Here is a 23908-nt window from a genome sequence, read left to right as displayed (position 1 = left end):
TTATAGGTGATCCGCATCAATGATCGCCTTGGCAAAGGCTTGCGGATCTTCCTGCGGCAAGTTGTGGCCGATGCCGCCGCTGATGAGTCGGTACTCATATTTGCCGGTGAAGCGCTTGGCATAATCCTCGGCAGCCGGATGTGGCGCCCCATTGGCATCCCCTTCCATGGTGATGGTCGGCACCGTAATGACCGGGGCCTTGGCCAGCCGCTGCTCCAGCGCTTCATATTGCGGTTCGCCCTGAATCATGCCCAACCGCCAGCGATAGTTGAAGATCGTAATAGCCACATGATCGGGGTTGTCCAGGGCCACCGCGCTGCGGTCGAAAGTCGCGTCGTCGAAGGTCCATTTCGGGGAGGCCAGCTCCCAGATCAACTTGGCAAAGTCGTGGCGATTTTTTTCGTAACCGGCCTGGCCGCGTTCGGTAGCGAAGTAGAACTGGTACCACCATTGCAGCTCGGCCTTGGGCGGCAACGGGTTCTTGCCGGCGGCCTGATTGCCGATGAGGTAGCCGCTCACCGAGACCAGCGCCTCCACCCGCTCCGGCCAGAGCGCCGAGACGATGTCCGCCGAGCGCGCACCCCAGTCGTAGCCACCGAGCACCGCCTTCTTGATCTTGAGCGCATCCATAAAGTCGATGACGTCACTGGCCAACGCGGCGGGCTGGCCGTTGCGAACAGTCTTGTCGGACAGGAAATGCGTGTCGCCGTAGCCCCGTGCATACGGGATCAGCACCCGGTACCCCTTGGCCGCCAACAAGGGCGCCACTTCGCTATAGCTGTGAATGTCGTAGGGCCAACCGTGCAGAAGAATCACCACCGGACCATCGGCGGGGCCGACTTCGGCGTAAGCCACATTCAGCAAGCCTGCATTGACATGCTTCAGCGGGCCGAACGAGTCCGCCTTGAGGGTGCCGGCGCTGGCCACCACTGGCTCTGGTGTCGCGGCTTGCGCATTGGCAGCACCAAGGGCACCTAACTGCATCAGCGCGAAAGCGAGGACCGATGGGCCAAAGAAACGACGACGTGAGTCGTTTTTTTTGCTCAACACATTCATCTTCATGGTGATTTACCTGGAAGTCATTGACCGGGTGTTTTGGACGACAGCGATGAGCGTAGTGGAAGGATCAGCCGCCCTGATTGCCGCACTCTGCGAATTTGCTGTAGTCGAGGACTTTCTGCGTGCCGCTGGAATCGAGATAGGTCAGGCGGGCATCGACAATGCCGCAATTGCCGCCGCCGTTGTCGACGACGGAAACCACTTTCTTGATATCCAGGTGGGTGCCGTGAGAAGTTGTCTGCGACGGCGCTTGAACATCGGCATGGGCCGAAAACGCTGCAACGTTCAGGACCGCGAAGAAGCTGGCGGCAATCAGTTTGTTCCAGTTCATGGTGATTTCCTCAGGGTTGCAATGGGCAGTGGTTGTGAGGCAAGTCGTCTCGTCTCGATGGAACCCATTTAATCGGCCCGAGGTATCTGCCATGTGTCGTAAAACCGGAATTAATAAGGCGTAAGGTGTCTGCGGGGGCACCCGATACAGTGCGATACAAAGCGAACAACAAGAGGCTTGAGCGATGGAACATGTGAACCACATCCTGATCGTCGACGACGACCGGGAGATTCGCGAGTTGGTCGGCAATTACCTGAAGAAGAACGGGCTGCGCACCACCGTCGTCGCCGATGGCCGGCAGATGCGCAGTTTTCTGGAAGCCAATCAGGTGGACCTGATCGTTCTGGACATCATGATGCCCGGCGATGACGGCCTGCTGCTGTGCCGCGAATTGCGCTCGGGCAAACACAAAGCCACGCCGATCCTGATGCTCACCGCACGCGATGACGAAACCGATCGCATCCTCGGCCTGGAAATGGGTGCCGACGACTACCTGACCAAACCCTTCGCCGCCCGCGAACTGCTGGCGCGGATCAACGCCGTGTTACGCCGCACCCGGATGCTGCCGCCGAACCTGTTGATTACCGAAACTGGCCGATTGCTGGGTTTCGGTCGCTGGCGCCTGGACACCACCGCCCGGCACTTGCTCGACGAAGACGGCACGATGGTGGCCCTCAGTGGCGCCGAATACCGTCTGCTGCGGGTGTTCCTCGATCACCCGCAACGGGTGCTCAGCCGTGACCAGCTGCTCAACCTGACTCAGGGCCGCGACGCCGACCTGTTTGACCGTTCGATTGATTTGCTGGTGAGCCGTCTGCGCCAGCGATTGATGGATGACTCACGGGAATCGACTTATATCAAAACCGTGCGCAGCGAAGGCTACGTGTTCTCCTACCCGGTGGAATTGCTCGGCGCAGAATCATGAAGCTTTCCCCCAGCAGAACCTGAGGAGCGTTTTTCATAGGGTTTTGTATCCGTCTGTATAAGAACCCGCGACAGATACGCAGACACCGATTTCGGCGTGTTCGAGCACACATCACCGATACACCCGAGCGTTTAACTGTGATCACCGGATAGCAGCCGCTACCGACCCACTCAAACTAAACGCACGGAGAATCACCCATGATCAACTTCTCGAAAGTCTCGTCCCTGGCACTCGGTCTGGCACTGGTTGGTGGTCTCGGCCTGTCGAGCCTGGCGTCGGCCCACACCAGCCATGCTGCGTCCCCTGGCCAGGTTCAACAACTGCTGGTGGAAGGCGGCTCCGATCGTCTGATCGAGAATCGCGTGGCCGAAGGCGGTGCCGACCGTCTGCAAGAACTGCGCGAACGTGTGGCATCGGTCAGCCCGAGCAACGCCCTGCGCGGTGGTGTGGTTGTCGCGGAAAACCGTGCCGAATTCGGCTCGAAATATCAGCGGTATTGATCGAGATCTACATAGCGTTAGAGATCAAATGTGGGAGCGAGCTTGCTCGCGATGGCGGTGTGTCATTCAACAATGATGCCGACTGACAGTGCCTCATCGCGAGCAAGCTCGCTCCCACATTTGACTGTGTTCCGTCAGACAAAACCCATCTGCATCCACCCACGCACGACGTCTATAAGTCCTGAGATCTGACGTAAAAGCCCGGACAATTCCTCGGGACAGTTGCACCTCGCCCGTCTAAGCTTTGCGCTTCACTTCATCAAGGACGATTCATGAAGCGCATTGCCGGTTGCCTGTTGTCTTTCCTGACCTTTACGGCGGTCGCGGCGGATCTGAACCTGCTCACCGACAACCATCCGCCTCTGCATTTTCAACAAGGAAATCAACTGGTGGGGTTTGGCGTGGACGTGGTGCAGGCACTGGCCGAACGCACCGGCGACCAGGTGCACTTGCAACAAGTCCCTTTGCTGCGCGCCCTGCGCGTCGCCGCGACCGAGCCTGCCACCGGGGTGTTTACCGTGTTGCGCACCGCCGAGCGCGAGAGCCAGTACCAGTGGGTCGGTCCGCTGATGGACGTGGAGACGGCGCTTTATTCCGCTAACACCCAGCAACCGGTGCGCAGTTTGCAGGACGCCAGCACCCAGGGCCGTATCGCCGTCCCGCGAAAATGGCTGGCTTACGACTACTTGCGCAAGCAGGGTCTGAACAATCTGTACGGTGTGGAAACGCCCGAACAAATGATGCGTCTGGCACGCCTGGGGCGCATCGAATTTGTGGTGGCCGACACCCTCTCCATCGCCACCCTCGCCCGGGAAGAAGGCTTAGCGCCCAGCCAGTTGCACTATCAGATGCCGCTGATGAAGCAAGGCACCTACATCGCGTTTTCCCCGCAAACCGATGCGCGCCAGGTCGCGCGCTGGCAACAGGCGCTCGACGAGATGAACCGCGATGGGCGCCTGGAACAACTCAAGCAGCGCTGGCTCAGCGATAACACACCCCGCTGACGATGGATCAACGCTCTCGATAACAACTATGCGTCAGGGTGTTTTTTCATCGCGAAGCTCCAGCTCTACAGTGGCCGCATCTTCTCCCCACTCTCTGGAGCAACCTCATGAAAAGCATTATCGGTATTGGATTTGCCCTTTCGGTTCTTGGCGCTACCTCCGCCATCGCCGCCCCACACGCCACCTCGCCAGTCGTTGCAGCGGCCAAAGTCAGCCAACCGGCCACACTGAACGTGAACACTGTCGGTGTTGATCACAAGGACAGCCAGGCGAGCAAACTCTATGTCGCTGAAAACCGCCCTGAGTTCGGTTCGAAGTATCAGCGTTATTGATCAACGGCGTTGCGCCGCTTGAAACAACAAACCCCGGGTAGATCCGATCTACCCGGGGTTTGTTGTTTCTGAAGTTTTAGCCCGCCAACCGCGCCGCCAACGCCTTCGCCTGGCTCGCCACGTCGGTCACTGCGGTGCTTTCCCACCACATGCCGCGCAACGGTGGGCCCATGGCGAACAGACGGCTGGCGGCGTGTGCATTGGCATCCAGCACCGCGCCATCAACGGCTGCCGCAATCCCCAGCGCCAACGGCCCCGGCCGGACAAGTCCGCGCGCCAGCAGTTGCTGTGGCAGCGGTCGGGCCACTCGCCGCCAGTCGTATTCGATGCCGCTGGAGTTGATCAACGCCGCGCCGCTGACAACGGTGGTTTCTGCCTCACCCCGACGCCGGATGCGGATACTGACTTCACCGCCCGAGGAAGGCTCCAACCCTTTGAACGACGCCGCCTGAATCCGCAACCGCCCTTCCTTGTGCAAGCGTTCCACCAGTTCGGCACTCAACGGCGGCGAGCGGTGGTGATGGCTTTCCCACCACGGCCGCACATGTCGCACAAACTGTCGACGCTGCACGTCCGTCGCCTGATTCCACAAGCGGCCAATGTGCGCCCGCACGGTGTCGAGCGGCGCCTGCCAGTCGATGCCTTGGGCGATGGCGTCCCGACAATGCCGACGCAGCTCGCGCACCAGCTGTCGCGGCGTACGAATGCTCTGATCCTCGGCGAGAAAATCCGCCCAGGCCGGTGGCTGACGACGTACATGAGGCAGCAAGCCATGCCGTGAAAACACTTCGATCGGTCCGCGATGCCCGGCCTGCTCCAGCGACACCACGGCATCGACCATGGTCAGACCCGAACCGATGATCAGCACCGTCGACTGCGGATCAAGTTGCTGCATGCCAGCGACATCCCATGGATCAAGCGCAGCGGCATTCAAGCCGCTGGACTCGGTCTGTGGCGTGCGCGCGGCGGGAAACATCCCCGTGGCCAACACCGCATAAGCGCCCTGCAAGTGTTGCCCGTCACTCAACGTCAGCAACACAGAATCGTCTAGGGTTTGCAGGTCAACCACCTCGGCCCGCACATGCTCGACTGTTGACCCGTTCAACGCCCCCACCGCTTGCGCTTCGGCCAGGCGCTGCTGCACGTACAGGCCGAAAATCCCCCGGGGCGGGAACAATTCGCTGACCGGCACATGTTGCTCGTCCGATTCTGGCCAGCCGCCCTCGGCGATGTAATTGGTCAGCCATTGGGTCAGGTCGTCGGCGTTGTCCGGGTCGACGCTCATCCGCGCCGCATTGCCGTTGAGCGTGTGGCCCAACTCGACCGCGCTGTACGCCTCGCCCCGTCCCAGTTCCGCGCGGGGTTCGATCACCAGCACCTGGCGTTTGCCCGGCAGGCGCAGCAACTGCGCCGCCAGCATTGCGCCGCTGAGGCCGCCGCCGACGATCAGGATGTCCGCGTGGCGGATGACGTCGGTGGTCTGTCCGCTTTGGGTTTCAGTCATGGCGTTCTCACTGATCAATGTTTCATCTCGAAAATCTCCTGAACGATAATAGGCGCCAAACCCACGGAAGGTTCATCAAGCAGTACCAAAGTAGGACAGGGAAATACCGCTGACTTGCAGGATGGAATCGCTCGAGCTCATGCGATGTCCCGTTTGAATTCGGATAGCCAGGCAGGCGCAGGTTGCGCGTCGGGGGCGTGCGTGGCTTGCCAGATGAAATGCAGGTTTTGAAAGCCCAGCAGTCGGCGAACGCGGTTTTTGATCAGCCGTTGCAGGCCTTTTTCCGGGTGGGCGATGGCCCAGTCGCAGAGGCGTCGGCGCCAGGTGCCAAGCGGCGCGAGACGACTTTCGATTTCTGCGGCCAGTAGATGCAGGCGCTCACCGGATAACAGCAATCCCGAGGGTGCCACTTCACGACGGTCGCGGCTGGCGCTGCCAGGGCTTTCCGGGAAGGCCAGGGCGTGGCCGCTGGTCAGCCAGTGTTCGAGCAAAACGCTGAGGCCGGCCTGCCATTGGGTGCCCTCTTCGCTCCACAATGGCTTGCCTTGTGCCCAGCGGCTCAGGCGTTGCGGGGGCTCAACCGGGCCAAGCAGATCATCGAAGTTCAGCAGCGACTGGCCTTCGTTGAGCCAGAGTTGTCGGGTCTGTCGGTCCTGGACGAACGCGTGAGTGGGACGGCTGCGCCACAGGTTTTCGTACAGTGATTCGGGGTCGAGGTTGTCCGGCAAGGTCAGCAGTTCACCGCCGATGTGTAGCGCCACCAGGGCCAGCAGCAATAGATTCGGCTCGAACGCACCGCTCAACGCCAGACGCGATTCTTTTGTGAATCCTTGCTGACTCAAGCCGTCGGCCAAACGCTCGACATCGCGCAAGGCATCGATCCAGCGCCAGACGAACCAATGGCCATGGCGTTTGTGCCGCAAGGCCGGTTGCAAGGGGCTGACCTGCGCCCAGTGGCGCAAGTGCTCCAGGGCCTGGGGCAGATCAACCCGCCACTCGGTGGTGTCCGCGATTCGCGGACGTTTGAGTTCGTGCACGCTCATGGGATTGACCTCCTGTTCATGGGCAAAAGCGTGCGGTGGTCCGCTGGGCTGAGATCTATGGAACGACTTCGATCCAGTGTGGGAGCGGGCTTGCTCGCGAAAGCGGTCTAATAGGCGACATCGATGTTGGATGTACTGGCTCCTTCGCGAGCAAGCCCGCTCCCACAGGGGATGTGTGTGGTGTTCAAGTCGTCTAGGCGGACGCGACGTTCTTCTCCTGCTGCCGCAACGCCGCCAGGTCTTGATAACCCGCACCCGGATGAATCTTCGGCAATCGCGGCCCTTCCCCAAACAACTTCTCGCGCAAGGTCCCCGGCGCGTATTCGGTTTTGTAGACCCCGCGTTTCTGCAACTCCGGCACCAGCAATTCCACGGCGTCGATGAAGGTTTCGTGAGTCAATGCATAGGCCAGGTTAAAGCCGTCCACATCGGTCTCCTCGACCCACTCCTGCAGCAAATCGGCGACGGTCTCCGGGCTGCCGACAAACAACGGACCAAAACCGCCGATGCCCACCCAGTCAGCCAGTTCATTAGGGGTCCAGACCTTGTTCGGGTCCGCAGTGGAGAACGCTTCCACCGCCGATTGAATGGCATTGGTGTGCACATGCTTGAGCGGCTCATCGGGTTTGAACTGGCTGAAATCGATCCCGGTCCAGCCAGAGATCAACGCCATCGCGCCTTCATAACTGACCCAGGTTTTGTATTCCTCGAACTTGGCTTTGGCCTTGGCGTCGGTCTCGCCGAGGATCACCGTTTGCAGGTTGAAGATCAGAATCTTCGACGGATCGCGTCCGGCTTCGGCAGCCCGACGACGGATGTCGGCAACGGTTTTCTTCAGCAGCACTTTCGACGGCGCAGCGACGAACACGCACTCGGCATGCTCGGCCGCGAATTGCTTGCCGCGACTCGATGCGCCAGCCTGATAGAGAACCGGTGTGCGTTGCGGCGAAGGTTCGCAGAGGTGAATGCCCGGCACCTGGAAGTGTTTACCGACGTGCCGGATTTCGTGAATTTTGCTTGGGTCGCTGAAAATCCGCCGCTCGCGATCCCGCAGAATCGCGCCCTCTTCCCAACTGCCTTCCCAAAGTTTGTAGCAAACCTCCAAATACTCTTCGGCGAAGTCGTAACGGGCATCGTGTTCGGTCTGGTTTTTCTGGCCGAGGTTCTTCGCACCGCTTTCCAGATAAGAGGTGACGATGTTCCAGCCGGCACGGCCTTTGGTCAGATGGTCGAGCGTCGACAGGCGTCGAGCGAATGGATACGGGTGTTCGAACGACAGCGAGGCGGTCAGGCCGAACCCCAAATGCTCGGTGACCAGCGCCATCGGCGGAATCAATTGCAGCGGATCGTTGACCGGCACCTGCGCCGCCTGACGGATCGCCGCGTCACCATTGCCGTTGTAAACGTCGTAGATGCCCAGCACGTCGGCAATGAACAAACCGTCGAACTTGCCGCGTTCGAGGATTTTCGCCAGATCGGTCCAGTACTCCAGATCCTTGTATTGCCAGGAGCGATCTCGCGGATGTGCCCACAACCCCGGCGACTGGTGACCAACGCAGTTCATGTCAAAGGCGTTGAGACGAATTTCGCGCCCCATCAAACAGCACTCCTAAAACTTGGGGGATGGATGCCGTTGAGGCGGAAGTTGCCGATGAGGTGGAGTTTCCGGCGCAGCGGGTCATGCAGTGATCCGGGCAACACCGTGCGTTGGCCGGTGAGTTCGAATTCAGCGTTGCTGACGGCATTTAGTGCGTCGGCGCTGGCCAGGTGCGACTCGGCGGTGGCGACGCTGATTTCCGTGTCGTCATCAACGCTGTTCAGAAAGTCTTCGGCGCGTTCGAGCAGCGCGGCGGCGACTTCAATGCGGATGTGCAAATCGCCGAAGCGGCTGATGACGTAAGGATCATCCGTGGCTTGGGCCTGCTGCCGGACGAAACGCAACGTCGCATCGAGCAAGCTGCGAGCGTTGTGCAAATCATGCTGACTTTTGGCCAGGGGCTGCCCGGCAACAATCGGTTGGGTCAAAGCGTTCATGGTGGGCTCCTCAGTTCCAGGCGTGGCGCGCAGGCTTCACGCCGTTGAGCAGGTAGTTGCCGATCAGGTGGTATTTCCAGCGTGCCGGGTCGTGCAGGGTGTGCGTCCGGGCGTTGCGCCAGTGGCGGTCGAGGTTGTATTTGCCGAGCACCGAGCGAGTGCCGGCCAGCTCGAAGAGTTTGCTGCTGGCAAGCAAAGCGATCTCGGCCGACAGCACTTTGGCCTGGGCAACCACCACCGAAGCGCGGGCCACCGTGTCTTCGTTGGGATTGAGCAAGGCATGGTCAATGGCGCGACCGGCCTTTTTGAGGATCGCTTCGGTGCCGTGGACCCGCCATTCGAGGTCGCCGATGGCGGCGATGCTGAACGGGTCCTGCCAGCCGTGATCGTTACCGCTGTCGATCCACGGGCGGGATTCGCGGGCGTAACGCTTGGTTTCCTCCAGCGCACCCACGGCGATCCCGGTGTCCACAGCGGCCTGGATGATTTGTGAAATCGGGCCGTCGGCCGTGGGTTCATCGAATGCCTTGTGGGCCGGGATTACCGCGGTCAAAGGCACTTTCACGGCGTTGAGTGTCACGCCGCCGCTGGCCGTGGTGCGCTGGCCGAAACCGTCCCAGCTGTCGATAACGGTCAAGCCGGGAGTGTCGCGTTCGATGAAGGCGATGAAGGCTTTGTTCTCTTCATTAACCGCCACCGCTGGCACGATGTGCGCGAACAAGGCGCCGGTGCAGTAGAACTTTTCGCCGTCGATCTGCGCGGTGTCTTTATCGAAACGGATTCGGGTTTCGAAGGCACCGGCATTTTTGCTTTTGGATTCGGAGAAAGCGTTGCCGAATCGGTAGCCCTGCAGGACTTTGCCGAAGTAGTAACGCTTCTGCTCTTCGGTGGCGGTTTGCAGCAGGATGTCGAGTACGCCGAGGTGGTTTTGCGGGATCTGGCCGAGGGATGAGTCGGCTGCGGAAATGATCTTGATCACCTCAGCGACGGTCACGTAGGAAACGCCGGCGCCGCCGTATGCCTTGGGAACGGTAATGCCCCAGAGGCCGCTGGCGGAAAACTCGTCGAGCTCGGCGACTGGCAAGCGTCGCTCGCGATCCCGCACGCTGGCCTCGATGGCAAAGTGTGCCGCGAGCTTGTGAGCGACGGCGATCGCCTCGGCGTCCGAGCGGATGACGTGGGCGGTGCGAGGGGGTTGGGTTGAGGCTGTCATGGGCCGACTCCGGGATCTGGTGAATGCACCAAAGCTTTTGCAGGAGTCGTGCCTGAAACTAAATTACTTTATTTTCAATAGGTTAAAGAATTATCCGAGAAAGGCTCGCAGCTTTAAAACAGCAAAGTGTCTATCCAGTGTTGATCCGCAAACAGTTAGATCACCACATTTCGCACAAACCGCGCCGCCACCGGCCCATCGTTGCAATAGGCGTGGGGCTGGTTGCTGGCGAACATGTAGAACTCGCCGGCAGCGATCTCATGGGGTGTATCACCCAGCATCAGCGTCAGGCAGCCTTCGAACACGTAGATCTGCTCACTCCAACCCTCGGCATCCTGTTGCGACGGATAAATCTCCCCTGGTTGCAGACACCATTCCCACTGTTCCACCTCGCGGGTAGCCGTGGCTTTGGAGAGTAAAACGGCTTTGCTGCCAGGAATCGTCCCGGCCCAGGCCACTTCGTTGATGCGACTCGGATCGCGTGCATCCGGGGCCTGGATCAGGTCGCTGAATGCGACGTTCAGCGCTTCGGCCACACGGTCGAGGGTGGTCAGGCTGACGTTCTTCTCGCCGGCCTCGATGGCCACCAGCATCCGGCGACTGACCCCGGATTTTTCCGCCAGCGTCGCCTGGCTCATGTCGGCGGCGTGGCGCAAGCGTCGAACATTCTGGCTAACGTGCTGAAGGACCGAAGTCCGTTGCGTGGAATCTTTGTGCACTATATTGCTCACTTGGTGGGGTTGGGCAGTATACTGCGCAACATTCGGCGCATTGTGCGTCGCCCTCAGGTAGCGCGCAAGGTCATGACGTCGGTGAATACCCCTCACACTTCTTCCCGTTTCTCGCGGTTCAGCAAGGCCGAGTGCGTGCTGGTGCTGATCACCATGGTCTGGGGCGGCACCTTCTTGCTGGTGCAGCATGCGATGACCGTCAGCGGGCCGATGTTCTTCGTCGGTCTGCGTTTTGCAGCGGCGGCGATCATTGTTGCGCTGTTTTCCTGGCGTCACCTGCGGGAACTGACCCTGTTCGAATTGAAGGCCGGGGCCTTTATCGGCGTGGCGATCATGCTCGGTTATGGTTTGCAGACCGTTGGGTTGCAGAGCATTCCCAGCAGTCAGTCGGCGTTTATTACCGCGTTGTACGTGCCCTTCGTACCGTTGCTGCAATGGCTGGTGCTGGGGCGGCGTCCGGGGCTGATGCCGAGCATCGGGATCATGTTGGCGTTTACCGGGTTGATGTTGCTGTCGGGACCGGCCGGCGCTTCTTTCAATTTCAGCCCGGGTGAAATCGCCACGTTGATCAGCGCCGTGGCGATTGCGGCGGAGATCATTCTGATCAGTACGTATGCCGGCCAGGTCGATGTGCGACGGGTGACGGTGGTGCAATTGGCGGTCACCTCGGTGCTGGCGTTTTTGATGGTGGTGCCGACCCAGGAAAGGATTCCAGACTTCTCCTGGCTGCTGTTATGCAGCGCGCTGGGGTTGGGCGCGGCCAGTGCAGCGATTCAAGTGGCGATGAACTGGGCGCAGAAGAGTGTTTCGCCGACCCGGGCGACGTTGATTTATGCGGGCGAGCCGGTTTGGGCCGGGATTGTCGGAAGGATTGCCGGGGAGCGGTTGCCGGCGATTGCGCTGGTGGGTGCGGGATTGATTGTGGCGGCGGTGATTGTCAGTGAGTTGAAGACCAAGGGTAGGTCTGCTGCGTCTGCGGAAGAGTTGGAGAGGGAAATTCAAGGTTAAGCCGTGAAATTTTCGGCGCTTGATAAATAGCTATCGCGAGCAAGCTCGCTCCCACATTAGGTCTTTGGTGTACACATAACCTATGTACACCACGATTCACTGTGGGAGCGAGCTTGCTCGCGATGGGGCCAGGCCTGCTGAATACAGGTTTTGGAAACAATGTGAATCAGGTTTTTTCCGTCTACCTTGTAGGATTCTGCGACAGCTTGGCGTTTGGCGATCCGGGAGCTGGCACGTATGATGCTTCACAAACTTCCGCAGATTAGAAGCCTATGTCCCTGATAGTTCTACTGCTTCTGCCTTTTATCGGCAGCTGTCTGGCAGCCTTGCTGCCGCACAACGCGCGTAACACCGAATCTTTGTTGGCGGGTCTGGTTGCCTTGATAGGCACCGTTCAGGTCGCCCTGCTGTACCCGCAAATCGCCGATGGCGGCGTGATCCGCGAAGAATTTTTCTGGTTGCCCAGCCTTGGCCTGAACTTCGTCCTGCGCATGGACGGGTTCGCCTGGCTGTTCTCGATGCTGGTGCTGGGCATCGGCACGCTGGTTTCGTTGTACGCCCGCTACTACATGTCGCCGGACGATCCGGTGCCGCGGTTCTTCGCATTTTTCCTGGCGTTCATGGGCGCCATGCTCGGGCTGGTGATCTCCGGCAACCTGATCCAGATCGTGTTTTTCTGGGAGCTGACCAGCCTCTTTTCATTCCTGTTGATCGGCTACTGGCACCACCGCGCCGATGCGCGACGCGGTGCTTATATGGCGCTGATGGTCACCGGTGCAGGCGGTTTGTGTCTGCTGGCGGGGGTCATGCTGCTCGGCCATGTGGTCGGCAGCTATGACCTGGACAAGGTCCTGGCCGCCGGCGATCTGATTCGCGCACACGCCCTCTACCCTATTCTGCTGCCCCTGATCCTGATCGGCGCCCTGAGCAAAAGCGCGCAATTCCCCTTCCACTTCTGGCTGCCCCACGCGATGGCGGCGCCGACACCGGTTTCGGCCTATCTGCACTCGGCGACCATGGTCAAGGCTGGGGTGTTTCTGCTCGCACGACTGTGGCCGTCGCTGTCCGGCAGTGAAGAATGGTTCTACATCGTCAGCGGCGCCGGCGCTTGCACCCTGTTGCTCGGCGCGTACTGCGCGATGTTCCAGAACGACCTCAAGGGGTTGCTGGCCTACTCGACCATCAGTCACCTGGGCCTGATCACCCTGCTGCTGGGCCTGAACAGTCCGCTGGCCGCCGTGGCCGCGGTGTTTCACATTCTCAACCACGCCACGTTCAAGGCTTCGCTGTTCATGGCCGCCGGGATCATCGACCACGAAAGCGGCACCCGTGACATTCGCAAGCTCAGCGGCCTGATCAAGCTGATCCCGTTCACCGCCACCCTGGCCATGGTCGCCAGCGCTTCCATGGCCGGTGTACCGCTGCTCAACGGCTTCCTCTCCAAAGAGATGTTCTTCGCCGAAACCGTGTTCATCAATGCCACGGCCTGGATCGAGATGACGCTGCCCATCGTCGCGACCATCGCCGGGACCTTCAGCGTCGCCTACTCGCTGCGCTTTACCGTCGACGTGTTCTTCGGCCCGACCGCCACCGACCTGCCGCACACCCCGCACGAGCCACCCCGCTGGATGCGCGCGCCGGTGGAATTGCTGGTGTTCGCCTGCCTGGTCGTGGGGATTTTCCCGGCGCAGGTGGTCGGCCCGTTGCTGGCCGCGGCTGCCCTGCCGGTGGTGGGCGGCACCTTGCCCGAATACAGCCTGGCGATCTGGCACGGCTGGAACGCGCCGATGATCATGAGCGTGATCGCCATGTCCTGCGGCATCGTGCTCTATCTGCTGTTGCGCAATCAGCTCAAACAGGGGCGTTTCAAGTACCCGCCGATCATTGGCCGGTTCAACGGCAAGCGCCTGTTCGAACGCAGCCTGGTGATCATGATGCGCCTGGCCCGTCGTCTCGAGCGGCGGATCAGCACCAAGCGCCTGCAAACCCAATTGTTCCTGGTGGTGCTCGCGGCCGTGTTGGCCGGGTTGATCCCGATGCTCCATAGCAGCCTGAGCTGGGGCGACCGGCCGAAGATTCCAGGTTCGATCGTGTTCGTGATCCTCTGGCTGCTGGCGATTGCCTGCGCGCTCGGCGCGGCGTGGCAGGCCAAGTATCACCGGCTCGCGGCCCTGACCATGGTCAGCGTCTGCGGCCTGATGACCTGCATCACCTTCGTCTGGTTCTCGGCGCCGGACCTGGCCTTGACGCAACTGGCGGTCGAAGTGGTGACCACGGTGTTGATCCTCCTCGGTCTGCGCTGGCTACCTCGACGGATCGAAGAGGTGTCGCCGTTGCCGAGCAGCCTGCGCAAGGCACGCATCCGCCGTATCCGCGACTTGCTGCTGTCGACCGTGGTCGGTGGCGGCATGGCGTTGCTGGCCTACGCGATGCTGACGCGCCAGACGCCGAACGACATTTCTTCGTTCTACCTCAGCCGTGCCCTGCCCGAAGGCGGTGGCAGCAACGTGGTCAACGTGATGCTGGTGGATTTCCGCGGCTTCGACACCCTCGGTGAAATCACCGTGCTGGTGGCTGTGGCGTTGACCGTGTTCGCCCTGCTACGACGCTTCCGTCCGCCAAAAGAAAGCCTGCAGTTGCCGGCCCAGCAGCGTCTGCTGGCACCGGACGTGGTCACTGATCTGGTCAACCCGCGTCACGCCAGCGACACCGCGCTCGGTTTCATGATGGTGCCGGCGGTGCTGGTCCGCCTGCTGTTGCCGATCGCCTTTGTGGTGTCGGTCTACCTGTTCATGCGCGGCCACAATCAACCGGGCGGCGGTTTTGTCGCGGGTCTGGTGATGTCCGTAGCGTTCATCCTGCAATACATGGTCGCCGGCACCCAGTGGGTCGAAGCGCAAATGAGCCTGCGACCGCTGCGCTGGATGGGCACCGGCCTGCTGTTTGCCACGGTGACCGGGCTCGGGGCGATGGCCGTCGGGTATCCGTTCTTGACTACCCACACCTGGCATTTCGAACTGCCGGTGTTCGGCGACATTCACATCGCCAGTGCGCTGTTCTTCGACATTGGCGTGTACGCCGTGGTGGTCGGTTCGACCCTGTTGATCCTCACCGCCCTCGCTCACCAATCGGTACGGGGTCACAAGACCGCTGCCCTGCCCAGATCCGTCGCCACGCAAGGAACCGTCTGATGGAAGAAGTCATCGCAATCGCCATCGGCGTGCTGGCCGCGTCCGGCGTCTGGCTGATCCTGCGGCCACGGACGTTTCAGGTGGTGATGGGCCTGTGCCTGCTGTCCTACGGCGTCAATCTGTTCATCTTCAGCATGGGCAGCCTGTTTATCGGCAAGGAGCCGATCATCAAGGACGGCGTGCCGCAGGACCTGTTGCACTACACCGACCCGCTGCCGCAAGCGCTGGTGCTGACCGCCATCGTGATCAGCTTCGCCATGACCGCGCTGTTTCTGGTGGTGCTGCTGGCTTCCCGGGGCCTGACCGGTACCGACCATGTGGATGGCCGGGAGCCTAAAGAATGAATCTGATGCCGCACCTGATCGCTGCACCGATTCTGCTGCCGCTGCTGACCGCCGCCGTGATGCTGATGCTGGGGGAGAAACACCGTCCGCTGAAGGCCAAGATCAACCTGTTTTCCAGCCTGGTGGGGTTGGGCATTGCCGTGCTGTTGCTGCAATGGACTCAGGAGACGGGCGTCCCCGGCTCCATCGGCGTGTACCTGCCGGGCAACTGGCAGGTGCCGTTCGGTCTCGTGCTGGTGGTCGATCGACTGTCGGCGCTGATGCTGGTGCTGACCGGGATCATCGGCGTCAGCGCCCTGCTGTTCGCCATGGCCCGTTGGGACGGTGCCGGTTCGAGTTTCCACGCGCTGTTCCAGATTCAGATGATGGGCCTGTACGGCGCGTTCCTGACGGCGGATCTGTTCAACCTGTTTGTGTTTTTTGAAGTGTTACTCGCGGCCTCTTATGGCCTGATGCTCCACGGTTCGGGTCGGTCGCGGGTGTCGGCGGGGCTGCATTACATCTCGATCAACCTGCTGGCCTCGTCGCTGTTTCTGATCGGCGCGGCGCTGATCTACGGCGTCACCGGCACCCTGAACATGGCCGACCTGGCGCTGAAAATCCCGCTGGTACCGGAAGCCGATCGCGGCCTGCTGCATGCCGGCGCGGGGATTCTGGCCGTGGCGTTCCTGGCCAAGGCCGGGATGTGGCCGCTGAACTTCTGGCTGGTGCCGGCCTATTCCGCGGCGAGCGCGCCGGTGGCGGCGATGTTCGCGATCATGACCAAGGTCGGCGTCTACACCTTGCTGCGCTTGTGGACCTTGCTGTTCTCGGGTCAGGCCGGCGCGTCGGCGTACTTTGGCGGCGACTGGCTGATTTACGGCGGCATGGCGACCATCGTCTGCGCCGCCGTGGCGATTCTCGCCGCACAACGACTGGAGCGCCTGGCCAGCCTGAGCATTCTGGTGTCGGCCGGAATTCTGCTGTCGGCCATCGGTTTCGCCCAGCCCAACCTGATCGGCGCGGCACTGTTCTATCTGGTCAGCTCGACCCTGGCATTGAGCGCGTTGTTCCTGTTGGCCGAGTTGATCGAGCGTTCGCGTTCGGCCAATGAAATGCCGTTATTCGATGACGGCGATCTGCCGCGACCGATGGAATCCTTGCAGCCGCCCAAAGGCATCAACCTCGATGACGAGCAGAAAGCCGTGGTCGGCCAGGTGATTCCCTGGACCAAGGCGTTCCTCGGGTTGAGCTTCATTGCCTGCTCGCTGCTGATCATCGGCATGCCGCCGCTCTCGGGATTCATTGGCAAACTCGGCTTGCTCAGCGCCCTGCTCAATCCGCTGGGTCTGGGCAATGGCAGCGATGAGCCGGTTTCTAACGCGGCGTGGGGCTTGCTGGCGCTGTTGATCCTCTCCGGGTTGGCATCGTTGATCGCGTTCTCGCGCTTGGGCATCCAGCGTTTCTGGACACCCGAGGAGCGGCCGTCGCCGTTGCTGCGACGCTTCGAATGCGTACCGATCATTGCGCTGCTGGGCTTGAGCATTGCGCTGACCTTCAAGGCTGAACCGCTGCTGCGCTACACCCAGGCGGCCGCCCAAGCCTTGAACAACCCGCAGCAATACGTGATGGCGGTGCTCGGTACCCGTGCGATTCCAAGTCCGGAAGCCAAAGCCGCGGTAGCGGAGGTCACACCATGAAGCGTTTGTTTCCTGCTCCCTGGTTGTCGCTGGCGCTGTGGCTGCTGTGGCTGGTGCTGAACCTGTCGATGAGCCCCGGCAATCTGCTGCTGGGCGCAGTGCTGGGGTTCTGCGCACCGTTGATGATGCGCAAGCTGCGACCACTGCCGATCCGTATTCGCCGTCCGGGCGTGATTGTGGGTTTGTTCTTTCTTGTCGGTCGCGATGTGGTGGTGTCCAACCTCGCCGTGGCCTGGGGCGTGCTCAACGCCGGTCGCCGCCCGCCTCGCTCGCGCTTCATCAAGGTGCCGCTGGACTTGCGTGACGCCAACGGCCTGGCCGCGTTGTCGATGATCTGCACGGTGATTCCCGGCACCGTGTGGTCGGAACTGGCGCTGGACCGCAGCATTCTGTTGCTGCACGTCTTCGATCTGGATGACGAAACGCTGTTCATCCAGCACTTCAAGGCGACCTACGAGCGCCCCTTGATGGAGATCTTCGAATGAGCGCCTTGCTGTCGAACGCGATCCTGCTGAGCCTGTTCATCTTTTCCCTGGCGATGATTCTGACCCTGATCCGGCTGTTCAAGGGGCCGTCGGCCCAGGACCGGGTTCTGGCACTGGATTACCTGTACATCATCGCGATGCTGATGATGCTGGCGCTGGGCATTCGTTATGCCAGTGACACTTACTTCGAAGCGGCGCTGCTGATTGCGCTGTTCGGTTTCGTTGGCTCGTTTGCCCTGGCGAAATTCCTGCTGCGTGGCGAGGTGATCGAATGAGCGCTGAACTGTCTCTGTGGATTGAAATTCCGGTGGCGATCCTGCTGGTGCTCAGCAGTCTGTTTGCGCTGATCGGCGCCATTGGCCTGGTGCGGATGAAGGACTACTTCCAGCGCATGCACCCGCCGGCGCTGGCGTCGACCTTGGGCGCCTGGTGCGTGGCGCTGGCTTCGATCATTTACTTTTCGGCACTCAAGTCCGGGCCGGTGTTGCATGCCTGGCTGATTCCGATTCTGTTGTCGATCACGGTGCCGGTGACCACGCTGCTGCTGGCGCGGGCGGCGCTGTTTCGCAAGCGCATGGCGGGGGATGATGTGCCGGCTGAGGTGAGTAGTCGGCGCACAGAGAGCGGGAGTTAAGTTCAGAGGTTTGTATTGATTGTAAGGGCCTCTTCGCGAGCAAGCCCGCTCCCACATTTGCTCTCCAGTGAACACGGATTTTGTGTCTGACGGAGATCAAATGTGGGAGCGGGCTTGCTCGCGAAGGCGATAGTCCGGTCGACTCAGATCCAGGCGACTGCCAACAACCCTGCCCCCAACACCACACACAACGGCGAATAAGCCCAGGTGTCGAGCCGGGCAAACTTCGAATCCTTCACCTGCTTGAAGAACCCCATCAGATGCGAATCGCCAATCGCCCGGGCGAACATCAGCATCGCAATCGCGCTGATCACCCATTGCAGCGACCAGTGATGCACCGTCGGCAGATACAGGCCGACCCGCAAGCACACCAGCATCGCTATCAGCAGCAACCCGACCGCCACCAGCAACGTGGCAAAGCCTGAAGGCTTGAAGGCCGGCCTGGGTTCTCCGCCGTCCTCCGCGGATATTCGCGGGACCGCCGCCTCGCTACCCAACGTGCCACCTGCCGCCCAGTACAGGTGGATCAGGCTGATCAACAGGAAGATGGCAGCCATCCATTGCGCGATCAATAGGCTCATGTTCGGACTTCCAGCGTGAAATGTCGCAGCAGGATGAACTTACTTGAACGATTTTGTAAGGGTATTCGTCATCGGCGATGATAAAGTGCCGCTCCATGAAACTCGCCCGAACTGACCGCACATTGATGGCCTGGATGCTTTATTGCTGCGTCCTGTTCAACGTGTTCGCCTGCAGTATCGGTCACGGGCAAATGGTCGGGATGCAGCTCAACGGCATCGGCGGCCAGTTCTGTACCGTCGACCCGGCCAGCCAGCTGCCGGCCTCGTCGAACACCTCCGACGACAAACTGCCGACCCTGTCCAAGGCCTTCGGCTGCCCATTGTGCTCCACCGGTGGCATGGGCCCGGCGCTCAACTCCAGCCTGACCCTGGCGATCCTCCCGCAGCAACACAGTCCGCCCTTGGCCGTCGTCGCCAATGCTGACCTCCCTGCCCGCTTCACCTGGCCCTCGACCAATCCTCGCGCTCCGCCTGTCGCCTGAATTTCTTCGCCTTTTCCGATCAGCCCACCTCGCCAACGCGTAGCGTTCGCCTGTGCGCTGTTTCCTAGTCAAGCATTCAGGATTCATCGATGAAACGCATTCCTTTACTGGCAAGCCTGTTCGGCTGCCTGTCTGTAAACGCTTGGGCGCAATCCACAATCGACCTCGCGCCCATCACCATTGACGGCGAAGCGGCGCCTGAGCCAGGCCTGAGTCTGGATCAGTCCAGCGGCATGGCCTCGCGACTAGGCCTGAGCGTGCGCGAAACCCCGGCCTCGGTAGCCGTGGCCAACCGCAACGACATCGAGCGCCACGGCGCGCAGAACTTCCAGGACGCCGCCAACACCTTGCCGGGCGTCAACGCCAGCGCACCGCCGGGTTTCGGTGGGTTCGTCTCCTATCGCGGTTTCACCAGCAGCCAGATCACCCAGATGTTCAACGGCATCAATGTCTCGGGCGGCCTCGCCCGGCCGGTAGACGCCTGGATCTATGATCGCGTGGAGCTGGTGGGCGGCCCGTCATCGCTGATCAATGGTGCGGGCTCCGTGGGCGGTTCGCTGAACTACGTGACCAAACTGGCGACGCGTGAAGAGCAAGCCGTCGAAGGCCGGGTCAGCTACGGCAGTTACGACACCACCGAGACCGCATTCGGCCTCAACCACGCCCTGAGCGATGCCAGCGCGGACGTGCAGCACTACGCGCGGCTCGACGTCAGCCACAACACCGGCAACGGCTACATCGACCGTCAGGAGCGCGATGCGTGGAGCGTGGCGTTCTCGCTGCTCAGCGACCTGACGCCCAACCTGTCCCACACCCTGGCCCTGGAATATCAGGATGAACACGAAGACAGCCCTTACTGGGGCACGCCGGTGCTCAACCCCAAGGCCGGCGAATTGAAGATCGACAAGCACAACCGTTTCAACAACTACAACGTCGAGGACGGCCGCTACGAGCAGCGCACGATCTGGGTGCGCTCGATCATCGACTACCGGATCAACGACAGCACCACCCTGCACAACACCCTTTACCACCTCGACAGCCAGCGCGATTACCGCAACCTGGAAACCTACCAGTACAACGCCGACAACAGTGCGGTGAATCGCTCCACGGCGTATCAGGTCCGGCATCAGGGCGAGCAGAACGGCAACCAGTTCGAACTGCGCCACGACAACACGTTGTTCGGGCTGGACACGACCTGGTCCGGCGGCTTCGAGTACAAGGTCAACCAGACCACCAACTCGCCACTGAACGTCAAAGGTGCCAGCACCGTCGACCCGAATCACTTCCAACCGGGTCACTTCTACGACATCCCGGGCACCAAACCGGGGTTTGTCAGCGACAAGACCAACGAAGTCACCACCAAAGCCCTGTTCGCCGAGAACCGCTTGGCCCTCACCGACAAACTCGCGCTGCTGACCGGCCTGCGTTACGACGACATCGACCTGGACGTGACCAACCACCGGGTCGTGACCGCCAGCAATCCCCGGCACCTCAAGCGCAGCTGGGAGCCGGTGACCGGCCGGGTCGGCCTGACTTACCAATTCATCCCTGAAGCCAACGTCTACGTGCAATACAGCACCGCCGCCGAACAGCCTAACGGCACGCAAGACTTCGACGTGTCCACCGGCAAGCAATGGGAAGTCGGCAGTAAATTCGATTATCTGGACGGCCGCGGCTCGGCGACAGTGGCGGCTTACACGATTGAGCGAAAGGACTTCGCGGTGACCGATCCACTGGATCCGACCAGCAGCATTCCCGTGGGTCAGCAGACGTCCAAAGGCATCGAACTGGCCAGTTCGTTCAGGATCACCGACAAGCTGTTGGCCGAAGGCAACTTCGCCTGGGTCGATGCGCAGTACGACGAGTTCAACGAGAAGAATGCGGCGGGTGTCGTGGTTTCACGCAAAGGCAACACACCGACCAACGTGCCGGACCGGGTCGGCAATCTGTGGCTGACCTATGACTTCGCGCCGCAATGGCAGGGCGGTGTCGATGCGCGGTATGTGGCCTCGGTGTTTGCCGACAGCGCCAACACCCTGACCGTGCCGTCGTACACGCTCTACGGCACGTTTCTCAGCTACCAGGTCGATCAACACACCACCGTCACCGGCCGGGTGCGCAACCTGACCAATGAGGTGTATGCCGAGTTTGCCCATGTGTCACCGGCGTATTACCTCGGTACGCCGCGTACCTTCGAGCTGGCGGTGCAGACCCGATTCTAAAAGCAAAAACAAAAGCATCGCGAGCAAGCTCGCTCCCACAGTTGATCGCGTACTCCTGTGGGAGCGGGCTTGCTCGCGAAGGCGGCATCAGACTCACTGCATCACTTCAACTCGGCAGAGACTTTATCCGCCACATCCTTGGACACCCAGGCCTGCCACACGTCCGGGTGCGCCTTCATGAACGCCTGCGCCGCTTGCCGTGGCGGGGTGTGTTTTTCGCTCATCTCGGCCAGCGCCCTGTTCAATGGATCGATTGGCAAGTCGACCTTGATGAAGAATTCGGCAATCTGCGGATACTGCTTCTGGAATGGCGCGGACACGCCAATGGACAGCTTCGAGGGCAGTGAGCGAGTCGGTTTCGGATTCGGGTTGTCGGCGTCGGTCAGGGTTTTCCAGGCATCGGCGTCGAACGGCGGCTCTTCCAGCTGAACCAGTTTGAAGCGGCCGAGCAACGGAGTTGGTGACCAGTAATAGAACAGCACCGGTTTGCCGCGCCGAATCGAAGAACTGATCTCCGCATCCAGCGCTGCGCCGGAACCGCTCCGGAAATTCACATAGCTGTCATCCAGCCCATACGCCTTGAGTTTCTGTTTGTTGACCACTTCCGACGTCCAGCCGATCGGGCTGTTGAGGAAGCGCCCCTTGCCCGGGGTTTCCGGATCGCTGAACACGCCCTTGTATTTCGGCAGGTCGCTGACACTGCGCAGGCCCGGCGCCAGCGGCTTGATGCCTTTCGCCGGGTCGCCCTTGATCACATACTCGGGCACCCACCAACCTTCGGTGGCGCCCTTGACCGTATCGCCGAGACTCGCGACTTTGCCTTCGGCCTCAGCCTTGACCCAGACCGGACTGCGACCGGCCCATTCTTCGCCAATGACCTGAATGTCATTGTTGGCCAGTGCGGTCTCCAGGGTGATGGTCGTCCCCGGCAAGGTATCGGTCGGCAGCCCGTAGCCCTTCTCGACGATGATCCGCAGGATATCGGTGATCAGGCTGCCGCTTTCCCAGTTCAGGTCGGCGAAGTGGATCGGCGCCTGGGCAGCGAACACCGGAACGGGTGAAGCCAACAATCCGAACGTGGCCAGGGTAGCGGCCAGCAACCGTCGAAATCCGTTCATGCTTTTGCACCTCGTGCTGTTCACAGCAATAGCAGGATGGCCTGGCAGAAGACCGCAAAGCCTCTGAATACTCAGTCATCTGACTGTAGTAGAGGTTCCTGCTTTCGAGGGAGGTCAATCAGTTTTCGGGAGGTTCCTGCAAGCGCGCCAACGCTCTTCGTACCATGCTGGCGTACTCCGCCGGACGCAACGTATAGATCTGTGACGCCACCCAACCCAGCCATGCACCTTGCAAAACAGCCTTCTGGTCGAACAGCCGCTGGGCCTCGACTTGCGCACTGGCCTGGTTCTGTTCGTGGAAGTCGGCGCGGGTCAGGGTCATTACTCGCTGGCCTTGAAGGTAACCAGTTCACCCTTGCGCCACTTGGCCGCCTTGGCGGTCACGGCTTTCAGGGTTTTAGTCAGGCCTTCCTGCAACTGTTGGTGAGCGGCGAACACCATCACCACGCTATGCCCTTCCTTGAACACGATCCCGTTTCCATCAGCGGTGGTGACGAAGGCGTAATCACCCAGACCGTAAACCGTCAATTTGATTTCGCGGAACTTGATGTCCAGCTTGCCGCCTTCGCGACTGGGCAATACAGAGGCGCTGAAATGATCGCCGACCTTGAGTTTAAGCCCTGGTTTGTCATCAACCACCAGCGCCTCTTCGGTGTCGATCTCGGCAATGTAAATGCCTTCAGCGTTCTGTTCGGTGATGTAAACAAAACGTGACTGGAACTGTTTAACCAGCTTTGCGCGCAAATCACCCAGCACGAACAAAGCATGCATATCGAGATTACTTACTGCCAAGGAAACATCCCCACATCTGAAAATGACGCTGCACGCAGGAAAATAGCGCACAGCAGAAAAAAGCGGCAATGCCGAAGGTGTAGCCAAATGACCCGGGTTGAAATCCTGAAACGAGCAGAGCGCTCATTCATCGCGAGGTTTGAGAAGACTACTGGAACAACACTCACGTCGTCTTGCCCGGCGTTCGTCAGAGGTTGAAGGAAAAAGCCCTTCCGACGGCCAGAAAAACGGGACTACCAACTTTAGGGAAAAAACTCTTTAAAAAAAGCACTTTTCCGACATATCGCCAGCAAAAAATTGCTTTAGATGAACATCGATCGCCAAACACTGACGGTGATTCTAGAGCAGCGATGCTCATCGAGACTACCCAAAACCACGTACGCACGTCGGTAAAACAACGAAAAGGACTTCATATGTGCACGCTGACACATTTTGCTCACCCTCTGGCGCCCAATACGAACCGCTCGAGGACACTGCCCCCGGGGATGTTTCAACCGCATGAATACTACCCTGAAGAGCTCGCCCGGCCACGCTTTCAGGTCATTCTGGCCGGCAATGCCTTTTTTCATATCAAGGAAATTTCCACCGGCCGCGTCAGAGGTTTCCGCGGCAATCATAACGAAGCCTGCGCCCTTGCCCGCTCGCTCGAGTTACGCGGTTGACGGTCCCGCCACATTCGTTTCCATAGACGCTTCG

Annotated in this window: 26 protein-coding genes and 1 pseudogene; 14 read left to right on the top strand and 13 right to left on the bottom strand. The window is 60.5% G+C overall.

Annotation, left to right across the window (positions count from 1 at the left end):
* Both ACYZTZ_RS09160 and ACYZTZ_RS09155 read right to left on the bottom strand, forming a co-directional pair.
* Positions 1–1062, bottom strand: coding sequence for an alpha/beta fold hydrolase (locus ACYZTZ_RS09160; RefSeq protein ID WP_461997924.1), 1062 nt, complete (start codon positions 1060–1062; stop codon positions 1–3).
* Between the two features lie 64 nt (positions 1063–1126).
* On the bottom strand, positions 1127–1390 hold the full coding sequence (locus ACYZTZ_RS09155) for a DUF2790 domain-containing protein (RefSeq protein ID WP_033057674.1): 264 nt from the start codon (positions 1388–1390) through the stop codon (positions 1127–1129).
* A gap of 184 nt (positions 1391–1574) precedes the next feature.
* On the opposite strand from ACYZTZ_RS09155, the gene ACYZTZ_RS09150 reads away from it, so the two are divergent.
* The 4 genes from ACYZTZ_RS09150 to ACYZTZ_RS09135 all read left to right on the top strand — a co-directional run bounded on the left by ACYZTZ_RS09150 (position 1575) and on the right by ACYZTZ_RS09135 (position 4151).
* Positions 1575–2315, top strand: a complete 741-nt coding sequence (locus ACYZTZ_RS09150; RefSeq protein WP_461997923.1) for a response regulator — start codon at positions 1575–1577, stop codon at positions 2313–2315.
* 197 nt (positions 2316–2512) lie between these two features.
* Positions 2513–2815 (top strand): phage infection protein, encoded by a 303-nt coding sequence (locus tag ACYZTZ_RS09145; protein ID WP_461997922.1) that lies wholly within the window; start codon positions 2513–2515, stop codon positions 2813–2815.
* Between the two features lie 272 nt (positions 2816–3087).
* On the top strand, positions 3088–3819 hold the full coding sequence (locus tag ACYZTZ_RS09140) for a substrate-binding periplasmic protein (protein WP_461997921.1): 732 nt from the start codon (positions 3088–3090) through the stop codon (positions 3817–3819).
* A 107-nt stretch (positions 3820–3926) separates the two neighbouring features.
* Entirely contained in the window at positions 3927–4151 is a 225-nt protein-coding gene (locus ACYZTZ_RS09135; protein WP_461997920.1) for a hypothetical protein, read from the top strand.
* Between the two features lie 76 nt (positions 4152–4227).
* Here the strand turns inward: ACYZTZ_RS09135 and ACYZTZ_RS09130 are convergent, their stop codons facing one another.
* The 7 genes and pseudogenes from ACYZTZ_RS09130 to ACYZTZ_RS09100 all read right to left on the bottom strand — a co-directional run bounded on the left by ACYZTZ_RS09130 (position 4228) and on the right by ACYZTZ_RS09100 (position 10664).
* Positions 4228–5655 (bottom strand): FAD/NAD(P)-binding protein, encoded by a 1428-nt coding sequence (locus ACYZTZ_RS09130; protein WP_461997919.1) that lies wholly within the window; start codon positions 5653–5655, stop codon positions 4228–4230.
* A gap of 23 nt (positions 5656–5678) precedes the next feature.
* Positions 5679–5765, bottom strand: a pseudogene (locus ACYZTZ_RS09125) (ABC transporter ATP-binding protein); the annotation flags it as partial.
* A 27-nt stretch (positions 5766–5792) separates the two neighbouring features.
* Positions 5793–6698 carry an acyl-CoA synthetase family protein gene (locus ACYZTZ_RS09120; RefSeq protein WP_461997918.1) on the bottom strand — a complete coding sequence of 302 codons (906 nt, stop codon included), beginning with the start codon at positions 6696–6698 and terminating at the stop codon, positions 5793–5795.
* A 193-nt stretch (positions 6699–6891) separates the two neighbouring features.
* Positions 6892–8295, bottom strand: coding sequence for an LLM class flavin-dependent oxidoreductase (locus ACYZTZ_RS09115; protein WP_461997917.1), 1404 nt, complete (start codon positions 8293–8295; stop codon positions 6892–6894).
* Positions 8295–8732 (bottom strand): acyl-CoA dehydrogenase, encoded by a 438-nt coding sequence (locus ACYZTZ_RS09110; protein WP_461997916.1) that lies wholly within the window; start codon positions 8730–8732, stop codon positions 8295–8297. The genes ACYZTZ_RS09115 and ACYZTZ_RS09110 overlap by 1 nt, the downstream gene beginning before the upstream one ends.
* A gap of 10 nt (positions 8733–8742) precedes the next feature.
* A complete protein-coding gene (locus ACYZTZ_RS09105) occupies positions 8743–9945 on the bottom strand; it encodes an SfnB family sulfur acquisition oxidoreductase (RefSeq protein WP_461997915.1) in 1203 nt (400 codons plus the stop codon).
* A 155-nt stretch (positions 9946–10100) separates the two neighbouring features.
* A complete protein-coding gene (locus ACYZTZ_RS09100) occupies positions 10101–10664 on the bottom strand; it encodes a helix-turn-helix domain-containing protein (RefSeq protein WP_461997914.1) in 564 nt (187 codons plus the stop codon).
* Here ACYZTZ_RS09100 and ACYZTZ_RS09095 point away from each other — a divergent pair.
* The 7 genes from ACYZTZ_RS09095 to ACYZTZ_RS09065 all read left to right on the top strand — a co-directional run bounded on the left by ACYZTZ_RS09095 (position 10659) and on the right by ACYZTZ_RS09065 (position 18017).
* On the top strand, positions 10659–11684 hold the full coding sequence (locus tag ACYZTZ_RS09095) for a DMT family transporter (RefSeq protein ID WP_461997913.1): 1026 nt from the start codon (positions 10659–10661) through the stop codon (positions 11682–11684). The two genes, ACYZTZ_RS09100 and ACYZTZ_RS09095, sit on opposite strands and share 6 nt — an antisense overlap.
* A 272-nt stretch (positions 11685–11956) precedes the next feature.
* Entirely contained in the window at positions 11957–14875 is a 2919-nt protein-coding gene (locus ACYZTZ_RS09090) for a monovalent cation/H+ antiporter subunit A (RefSeq protein ID WP_461997912.1), read from the top strand.
* Positions 14875–15219 carry a Na+/H+ antiporter subunit C gene (locus ACYZTZ_RS09085; RefSeq protein ID WP_007986256.1) on the top strand — a complete coding sequence of 115 codons (345 nt, stop codon included), beginning with the start codon at positions 14875–14877 and terminating at the stop codon, positions 15217–15219. Before ACYZTZ_RS09090 ends, ACYZTZ_RS09085 begins: the two co-directional genes overlap by 1 nt.
* Positions 15216–16898: a monovalent cation/H+ antiporter subunit D gene (locus ACYZTZ_RS09080; protein ID WP_461997911.1), complete on the top strand. Its 1683-nt coding sequence runs from the start codon at positions 15216–15218 to the stop codon at positions 16896–16898. Before ACYZTZ_RS09085 ends, ACYZTZ_RS09080 begins: the two co-directional genes overlap by 4 nt.
* On the top strand, positions 16895–17383 hold the full coding sequence (locus ACYZTZ_RS09075; RefSeq protein WP_461997910.1) for a Na+/H+ antiporter subunit E: 489 nt from the start codon (positions 16895–16897) through the stop codon (positions 17381–17383). The genes ACYZTZ_RS09080 and ACYZTZ_RS09075 overlap by 4 nt, the downstream gene beginning before the upstream one ends.
* Positions 17380–17658 carry a K+/H+ antiporter subunit F gene (locus tag ACYZTZ_RS09070; RefSeq protein ID WP_008151692.1) on the top strand — a complete coding sequence of 93 codons (279 nt, stop codon included), beginning with the start codon at positions 17380–17382 and terminating at the stop codon, positions 17656–17658. Before ACYZTZ_RS09075 ends, ACYZTZ_RS09070 begins: the two co-directional genes overlap by 4 nt.
* On the top strand, positions 17655–18017 hold the full coding sequence (locus ACYZTZ_RS09065; protein ID WP_095133437.1) for a Na+/H+ antiporter subunit G: 363 nt from the start codon (positions 17655–17657) through the stop codon (positions 18015–18017). Before ACYZTZ_RS09070 ends, ACYZTZ_RS09065 begins: the two co-directional genes overlap by 4 nt.
* A 143-nt stretch (positions 18018–18160) precedes the next feature.
* Here ACYZTZ_RS09065 and ACYZTZ_RS09060 read toward each other — a convergent pair whose 3' ends face one another.
* On the bottom strand, positions 18161–18598 hold the full coding sequence (locus ACYZTZ_RS09060; RefSeq protein WP_461997909.1) for a DUF3995 domain-containing protein: 438 nt from the start codon (positions 18596–18598) through the stop codon (positions 18161–18163).
* 95 nt (positions 18599–18693) lie between these two features.
* Here ACYZTZ_RS09060 and ACYZTZ_RS09055 point away from each other — a divergent pair, with 95 nt between their 5' ends.
* A complete protein-coding gene (locus ACYZTZ_RS09055) occupies positions 18694–19080 on the top strand; it encodes a DUF2946 domain-containing protein (protein ID WP_461997908.1) in 387 nt (128 codons plus the stop codon).
* An 89-nt stretch (positions 19081–19169) separates the two neighbouring features.
* Positions 19170–21302: a TonB-dependent receptor gene (locus ACYZTZ_RS09050; RefSeq protein WP_461997907.1), complete on the top strand. Its 2133-nt coding sequence runs from the start codon at positions 19170–19172 to the stop codon at positions 21300–21302.
* Positions 21303–21403: 101 nt separating this feature from the next.
* On the opposite strand, the gene ACYZTZ_RS09045 is transcribed toward ACYZTZ_RS09050, so the two are convergent.
* The 3 genes from ACYZTZ_RS09045 to ACYZTZ_RS09035 all read right to left on the bottom strand — a co-directional run bounded on the left by ACYZTZ_RS09045 (position 21404) and on the right by ACYZTZ_RS09035 (position 23212).
* Positions 21404–22420, bottom strand: coding sequence for an ABC transporter substrate-binding protein (locus tag ACYZTZ_RS09045; RefSeq protein ID WP_461997906.1), 1017 nt, complete (start codon positions 22418–22420; stop codon positions 21404–21406).
* Positions 22421–22538: 118 nt separating this feature from the next.
* On the bottom strand, positions 22539–22742 hold the full coding sequence (locus tag ACYZTZ_RS09040) for a hypothetical protein (protein ID WP_461997905.1): 204 nt from the start codon (positions 22740–22742) through the stop codon (positions 22539–22541).
* Positions 22742–23212, bottom strand: a complete 471-nt coding sequence (locus ACYZTZ_RS09035; RefSeq protein ID WP_461997904.1) for a hypothetical protein — start codon at positions 23210–23212, stop codon at positions 22742–22744. The genes ACYZTZ_RS09040 and ACYZTZ_RS09035 overlap by 1 nt, the downstream gene beginning before the upstream one ends.
* A 413-nt stretch (positions 23213–23625) precedes the next feature.
* Between ACYZTZ_RS09035 and ACYZTZ_RS09030 the strand changes: the two genes are divergently transcribed.
* The gene (locus tag ACYZTZ_RS09030) at positions 23626–23874 is read left to right on the top strand and encodes a hypothetical protein (RefSeq protein WP_462000656.1); all 249 of its coding nucleotides are present in this window, start codon (positions 23626–23628) and stop codon (positions 23872–23874) included.
* Positions 23875–23908 lie beyond the last annotated feature (34 nt).

This window comes from Pseudomonas sp. LB3P58, from assembly GCF_054897895.1.
Note: the sequence above shows the minus strand (reverse complement) of the source record. Positions and strands in the feature narration are given on the sequence as shown.

Coding starts and splice junctions, on each gene's coding strand:
- ACYZTZ_RS09090 (WP_461997912.1), top strand. CDS start 11,957: ATGTCCCTGATAGTTCTACTGCTTCTGCCTTTTATCGGCAGCTGTCTG.
- ACYZTZ_RS09115 (WP_461997917.1), bottom strand. CDS start 8,295: ATGGGGCGCGAAATTCGTCTCAACGCCTTTGACATGAACTGCGTTGGT.
- ACYZTZ_RS09120 (WP_461997918.1), bottom strand. CDS start 6,698: ATGAGCGTGCACGAACTCAAACGTCCGCGAATCGCGGACACCACCGAG.
- ACYZTZ_RS09140 (WP_461997921.1), top strand. CDS start 3,088: ATGAAGCGCATTGCCGGTTGCCTGTTGTCTTTCCTGACCTTTACGGCG.
- ACYZTZ_RS09065 (WP_095133437.1), top strand. CDS start 17,655: ATGAGCGCTGAACTGTCTCTGTGGATTGAAATTCCGGTGGCGATCCTG.
- ACYZTZ_RS09080 (WP_461997911.1), top strand. CDS start 15,216: ATGAATCTGATGCCGCACCTGATCGCTGCACCGATTCTGCTGCCGCTG.
- ACYZTZ_RS09075 (WP_461997910.1), top strand. CDS start 16,895: ATGAAGCGTTTGTTTCCTGCTCCCTGGTTGTCGCTGGCGCTGTGGCTG.
- ACYZTZ_RS09055 (WP_461997908.1), top strand. CDS start 18,694: ATGAAACTCGCCCGAACTGACCGCACATTGATGGCCTGGATGCTTTAT.
- ACYZTZ_RS09110 (WP_461997916.1), bottom strand. CDS start 8,732: ATGAACGCTTTGACCCAACCGATTGTTGCCGGGCAGCCCCTGGCCAAA.
- ACYZTZ_RS09130 (WP_461997919.1), bottom strand. CDS start 5,655: ATGACTGAAACCCAAAGCGGACAGACCACCGACGTCATCCGCCACGCG.
- ACYZTZ_RS09050 (WP_461997907.1), top strand. CDS start 19,170: ATGAAACGCATTCCTTTACTGGCAAGCCTGTTCGGCTGCCTGTCTGTA.
- ACYZTZ_RS09030 (WP_462000656.1), top strand. CDS start 23,626: ATGTGCACGCTGACACATTTTGCTCACCCTCTGGCGCCCAATACGAAC.
- ACYZTZ_RS09145 (WP_461997922.1), top strand. CDS start 2,513: ATGATCAACTTCTCGAAAGTCTCGTCCCTGGCACTCGGTCTGGCACTG.
- ACYZTZ_RS09040 (WP_461997905.1), bottom strand. CDS start 22,742: ATGACCCTGACCCGCGCCGACTTCCACGAACAGAACCAGGCCAGTGCG.
- ACYZTZ_RS09070 (WP_008151692.1), top strand. CDS start 17,380: ATGAGCGCCTTGCTGTCGAACGCGATCCTGCTGAGCCTGTTCATCTTT.
- ACYZTZ_RS09160 (WP_461997924.1), bottom strand. CDS start 1,062: ATGAAGATGAATGTGTTGAGCAAAAAAAACGACTCACGTCGTCGTTTC.
- ACYZTZ_RS09045 (WP_461997906.1), bottom strand. CDS start 22,420: ATGAACGGATTTCGACGGTTGCTGGCCGCTACCCTGGCCACGTTCGGA.
- ACYZTZ_RS09060 (WP_461997909.1), bottom strand. CDS start 18,598: ATGAGCCTATTGATCGCGCAATGGATGGCTGCCATCTTCCTGTTGATC.
- ACYZTZ_RS09085 (WP_007986256.1), top strand. CDS start 14,875: ATGGAAGAAGTCATCGCAATCGCCATCGGCGTGCTGGCCGCGTCCGGC.
- ACYZTZ_RS09150 (WP_461997923.1), top strand. CDS start 1,575: ATGGAACATGTGAACCACATCCTGATCGTCGACGACGACCGGGAGATT.
- ACYZTZ_RS09105 (WP_461997915.1), bottom strand. CDS start 9,945: ATGACAGCCTCAACCCAACCCCCTCGCACCGCCCACGTCATCCGCTCG.
- ACYZTZ_RS09155 (WP_033057674.1), bottom strand. CDS start 1,390: ATGAACTGGAACAAACTGATTGCCGCCAGCTTCTTCGCGGTCCTGAAC.
- ACYZTZ_RS09135 (WP_461997920.1), top strand. CDS start 3,927: ATGAAAAGCATTATCGGTATTGGATTTGCCCTTTCGGTTCTTGGCGCT.